The 4,144-nt window shown below is 62.0% G+C and carries 7 protein-coding genes; 4 read left to right on the forward strand and 3 right to left on the reverse strand.

Annotation, left to right across the window (positions count from 1 at the left end; genetic code table 11):
• Positions 1-149, forward strand: a 149-nt coding sequence (locus RTS12_RS00710; protein ID WP_312524752.1) for a DUF736 family protein, incomplete at its 5' end; no start/stop codon positions are given.
• Between the two features lie 64 nt (positions 150-213).
• On the opposite strand, the gene RTS12_RS00715 is transcribed toward RTS12_RS00710, so the two are convergent.
• Positions 214-408 (reverse strand): hypothetical protein, encoded by a 195-nt coding sequence (locus RTS12_RS00715; protein WP_226937104.1) that lies wholly within the window; start codon positions 406-408, stop codon positions 214-216.
• A gap of 187 nt (positions 409-595) precedes the next feature.
• Between RTS12_RS00715 and RTS12_RS00720 the strand changes: the two genes are divergently transcribed.
• Positions 596-1,261: a LuxR family transcriptional regulator gene (locus RTS12_RS00720; RefSeq protein ID WP_198838478.1), complete on the forward strand. Its 666-nt coding sequence runs from the start codon at positions 596-598 to the stop codon at positions 1,259-1,261.
• Positions 1,262-1,277: 16 nt separating this feature from the next.
• Here RTS12_RS00720 and RTS12_RS00725 read toward each other — a convergent pair whose 3' ends face one another.
• Together RTS12_RS00725 and RTS12_RS00730 are read right to left on the reverse strand one after the other, a co-directional pair.
• Positions 1,278-1,835 (reverse strand): hypothetical protein, encoded by a 558-nt coding sequence (locus RTS12_RS00725; protein ID WP_035745665.1) that lies wholly within the window; start codon positions 1,833-1,835, stop codon positions 1,278-1,280.
• A gap of 7 nt (positions 1,836-1,842) precedes the next feature.
• Positions 1,843-2,562, reverse strand: coding sequence for a division plane positioning ATPase MipZ (locus tag RTS12_RS00730; protein ID WP_312524694.1), 720 nt, complete (start codon positions 2,560-2,562; stop codon positions 1,843-1,845).
• A gap of 437 nt (positions 2,563-2,999) precedes the next feature.
• On the opposite strand from RTS12_RS00730, the gene mobC reads away from it, so the two are divergent.
• Positions 3,000-3,587 (forward strand): plasmid mobilization relaxosome protein MobC, encoded by a 588-nt coding sequence (gene mobC / locus RTS12_RS00735; RefSeq protein WP_035745660.1) that lies wholly within the window; start codon positions 3,000-3,002, stop codon positions 3,585-3,587.
• On the forward strand, positions 3,574-4,144 hold a 571-nt coding region (locus RTS12_RS00740), incomplete at its 3' end, for a relaxase/mobilization nuclease domain-containing protein (RefSeq protein WP_312524695.1). The genes mobC and RTS12_RS00740, both read left to right, overlap by 14 nt.

A 4,144-nucleotide genomic window follows, 5' to 3' on the forward strand; every position in this document is an offset into this window, starting at 1 on the left:
AGCGCTCGAACGAGGGGCGGGACTATCTGGGCCTGAAGCTGGACGATCCGAGCTTTGCGCACCCGATCTACGCCAACCTCTTCGACGACGAGGACGGCGAGGGCTCGAGCCTGATCTGGTCGCGCCCCAACAGCCGCCGAGGGGAGTAATCCCCCCAACCAGGGCCCCGGTCGAAAGGCCGGGGCCTTTCATCTTGCCAGCGAGCAATGGCCCTCATCGCAACTCTTCTGTCACGAAGCTGCGCTCGGCCTTGCCGAACCAGGCCGTCTGCGTCTCGCCCGTGTTCCATTCATAAACCAGGCCAATGACCCTGCCATCGTCCTTGTGGCGAAGCCGGGCGATTGGCCGGGCCTCGATGCGGTTGGTGCGGCATGAGCCGCCGCGATGGTCACTGGTCTGCACGTTCATAATACTTGTCTCGACTGTCACAGAACTTCGCTGGCTGGCGATCGGAACCCTTTTCGCAAGGTCGCTTCACGGTTGATTTGCGCGCGCTTTCATCACAACCTGACACAACGGTGGGGGAGCGGCCATGCCGTTACCCTTTTTGGTATCGCAGTTTGAGGACTGCACATTTTCTCGTGCGGGAGGGGTAATGGTTTGGACTATTGTTCCGGAAATGGCCCATTTGGATGCCCGGCTGCGGGCAATTGCACCGATGGGCTATTCACTCGTCATCCATGTGCGCAGTTTGACGCCAGAGCATTATGTCTCCACCTATCCGGAGCGTTGGGTCGAGATTTACACTGAGCGGCAATATGCGATGTTTGATCCGGTCAATCTCTGGGCCAGGACGCATTCAGGTCGCATCAGATGGAGTGAAGTGCCGGTCGAAAAGCTCTCGCCTGCTGGAACTCTGATCATGGATCACGCGCGCGAGTATGGCCTCAACTATGGTTGCGGCGTTTCTCGCAGTCGCATTGAAGAATATGGCACGCTCAGCTGCCTGTTTTGCGCCCGCGAGGATCGGGAACTGACCGACGGTGAGTTGGACGAGGTTGAGGGCATATTCAAACAGCTGCTCGCCTCTATCGAGGCGGCAAGACCGCTTTCAGAGATGGAGCGTGCTATCCTTTCTGATCTGGCGAACGGTTTGCCCTATAAGGAAGTCGCGCATCGGCAGGGCGTCAGCACCGAGACCATAAAGAAGCGCCTGGAGCGGATAAGGGACCTGCTCGGGGCGCGGAACTCGGTACAGGCAGTGGCAATCGCTACCAAGCGCGGTCTGATCCTGAACCAGCCAGCGTCAGGGCCTGAATAGCCCGTGCCAGCGTGGGTCAGCGGACATCGTCGGAGTCGTCACTGAGCGATGCGAGGAGAGCATCGATTTCCGCCCAGACCAGCGGCTCCAGCTGACCCCGCACCAATGACCACCGGCTGTCGACCCCCAGAGGGTCCTGATCGGCAAGCAGCCGATCAAAGATGGCGGCGGGCACTGCGACGCTGGTCCTGACGGTCCAGCTTGCCTGACTTGCCCGCCTGTCACTGGAAGGGATGGCATATGTTGCTGAGAGCCCCCACTTCTTGACGGCCTTCCGCAGGGCGGCCCGGATCACTTGTCGGGGGGCAATGCCGCAGGCAACCAGCCCTTGTTCCTGGCGCTTCAACGCGTTCACGCGCACGTCGACTTGGATCGAAGCTTTGGAGTCATCTCTTGAGGCTTGATCCTCCGATGCGATGCTGGCGCTCGGCTGCGCCGGCGCACGGGCCTCGGCCGCGCTGGCTGGTTCGTCTCTGTCTCCCGTCTGTGCCGGGTTCGTCGTGTTTTGTTGGGACAGACTGAACGAATAGGCCTGATCCGGCCGTGTCACGAGGGGGATGCGTTTGCGGACCATGTCACTCTCAGCCGCTGATGATGGTGTTCAAGATGTCGGTGGCTTCTTCCAGCGCCTCGACGAGCGGGCGGGCATGGGGCTTCATCAGCGGGTTGGGATCATTCTGCCGCGCAAGAGCGATGGCATGAAGCAGACCAAGCCGATCCATCTCCTTGAATGCGTTGCGGTGCATCATAACCGTCTCGACGACCGGGAAGCAGTTGACCGCCTGTGCGATCAGTTCCGCATCGGCCTTGGTCGGTTTCGCGGGGACCATGTTCAGAACCACATGATGCTGGGGTAGGGCGCTCGGGTCGTCCACACGGGTCCGCAGATGGGCGAACCAGTCTGCGGTCTGGATGCCGACCTTGAAGTCGGTCGTTGAGAGCATCACCGGGGTGACGATGTGATCGGCCAGCACCGCGACGCTGTCCGACCAGTCCGCTCCGACACCAGCGGTGTCGATGAAGATCAGATCGGCCAGATCCTCGTCGTAGATCCGCTCGATCTCCTGCTCGATGGCGGCAATGCTGAGCGCCCTGGTGCGGGTCAGCAGGGGTGAACTGTACCCGGCACCCTCGGCCCGTTCATACCAGGCACCGAGTGCATCGGTCCCGTCGGTGTCCATGAGGGTGACCCGGCGACCGGCGGCGATAGCGGCGCTGATCAGAGCGCGGCTCAGCGTGGTTTTGCCCGACCCGCCTTTGCGGGCCATCGCGGCGATTACGCGCAAGGAGTCATTTGGCATGGCACACCTGCAATAATGGTTACTCGTTAACATAAGAGCTTTCTTGTCGTAGGGCGCTGACCGGGATGCGTCAAGCGGGACGCAAGGCGCAGATCGCAGGAAGCGGCAAGCATTATGCGGCTTCCAGAGGACGTGGCGCAGGCAACGTGATGCAGATCCCATTCCCCTTCCGGCACTTCCCACTCCGCAGGATGCAGGACGCAAAGAGCGCGATGCAGGTGCCAGAAGACATGCTCCAGAGCGCAGATAACGGGAGGCATTTCGCATGGAGCGGGATGCAAATCGCAAGGCGCGTGATGCAATCCGCAGACAACAGGAAACCGCCCCTTTGGGCCGGTTTTTCACAATGAGTACAAGCCCGTAGGCCCGACTCCGCTTGTGCTGGGAGTCGGCGGGCTTGTACGATCTTGGCAAGAAATAGGAGCGTTAACTTCAAAATGTCCCCGGCCCGCCGACTGACCGAAGAGGAGCGTCTGAGGATCGCCAAAGAGCGGTCTGAAGGCGTGCCCGCGGCCGATCTGGCACAGCAGTTCGGGGTCAGCCTGAAGGCCGTCTACAATGCGGTGAACCATGCCCATGGACGGCGGGCTTCGAACGGCAGCCGGCCTCAGGTGGTTGGGCTTCGTCTCAGCGCGGCCGAGCTGGGCCGGTTTGATGCTGCGCTCTCGGCACGTGGCATCGGGCATCGTTCTGATGCTCTGCGCTGCATGATACTGGCCGCCAGCGACCTGCTCGCGCCCGATGTGCACATGACGGAGGAACTGCGCGGTCTTGGCGCGGCGATGAACCGGGTCGGCAACAACATCAACCAGATCGCCCGCCGCCTGAACGAGGGGCGTGTCCGTGGCGAGCAGGCGGTCCTGACCGGGTCGGAGAAGGCCGAGATCCGGGCTCTGGCCGGGCTGGTCTTCACCATCGCGGATCAGGTCCAGGAGATGAGCCGCAACCGGCGGGCGTCCCTCAAGCTGGAGGTGGACAAGGCGCTCGCGCCCCTGATCCGGGAGGCACGCGATGGCGCGGGCTGATGCCGTGAGGGCGGTCAATCCGGCGCTTTTTGATCGCGGCTGGAGCAAGGTTTCTGGCTCGGTCTCCGGGGGCTTTGGCAAACGGGCACAGATGATCCGCGCGGCGCGCGGCCATTCGCCGGCGATCTTCAAGGCGATCAGGCAGGGCGGGTGTCATACCGGGGCACAACTGCGCGCCCAGTTGGCCTACCTGACCACGAAATCGAGCTTCATCCTCGATTCCCGTGGCACGCATGATGGCAAAAAGCTGCTCTCGCCGGGTGAGATCGAGCGGGTGGCGCGGCGCTTCGAGAACCAGTGGAACGAGCGACATGCACCAAAGCTCGGCCATACCGCGCACCTCCTGATGGCCTTCCCCATCGGCACGCGCTCTTCTGAGGCGCAGGAGATCACCCGCGAGATCTGCGAGCGCTTCTTCGAGGGAGACGGCGCGCAGTTCGATTACATCGCGGCGATCCACGAGGACCGCGCCCATCCCCATGCCCATATCGTGCTCAACCGCCGCAGCAAGGATGGAGAGATGTTTTTCCTCGGGAAGGATCATCACTTCAACTACG

Origin of the sequence: Paracoccus sp. (in: a-proteobacteria) (assembly GCF_032007265.1) — a bacterium.
Taxonomy (GTDB): domain Bacteria; phylum Pseudomonadota; class Alphaproteobacteria; order Rhodobacterales; family Rhodobacteraceae; genus Paracoccus.

Coding starts and splice junctions, on each gene's coding strand:
- RTS12_RS00715 (WP_226937104.1), bottom strand. CDS start 408: ATGAACGTGCAGACCAGTGACCATCGCGGCGGCTCATGCCGCACCAAC.
- RTS12_RS00720 (WP_198838478.1), top strand. CDS start 596: ATGGTTTGGACTATTGTTCCGGAAATGGCCCATTTGGATGCCCGGCTG.
- RTS12_RS00725 (WP_035745665.1), bottom strand. CDS start 1,835: ATGGTCCGCAAACGCATCCCCCTCGTGACACGGCCGGATCAGGCCTAT.
- RTS12_RS00730 (WP_312524694.1), bottom strand. CDS start 2,562: ATGCCAAATGACTCCTTGCGCGTAATCGCCGCGATGGCCCGCAAAGGC.
- mobC (WP_035745660.1), top strand. CDS start 3,000: ATGTCCCCGGCCCGCCGACTGACCGAAGAGGAGCGTCTGAGGATCGCC.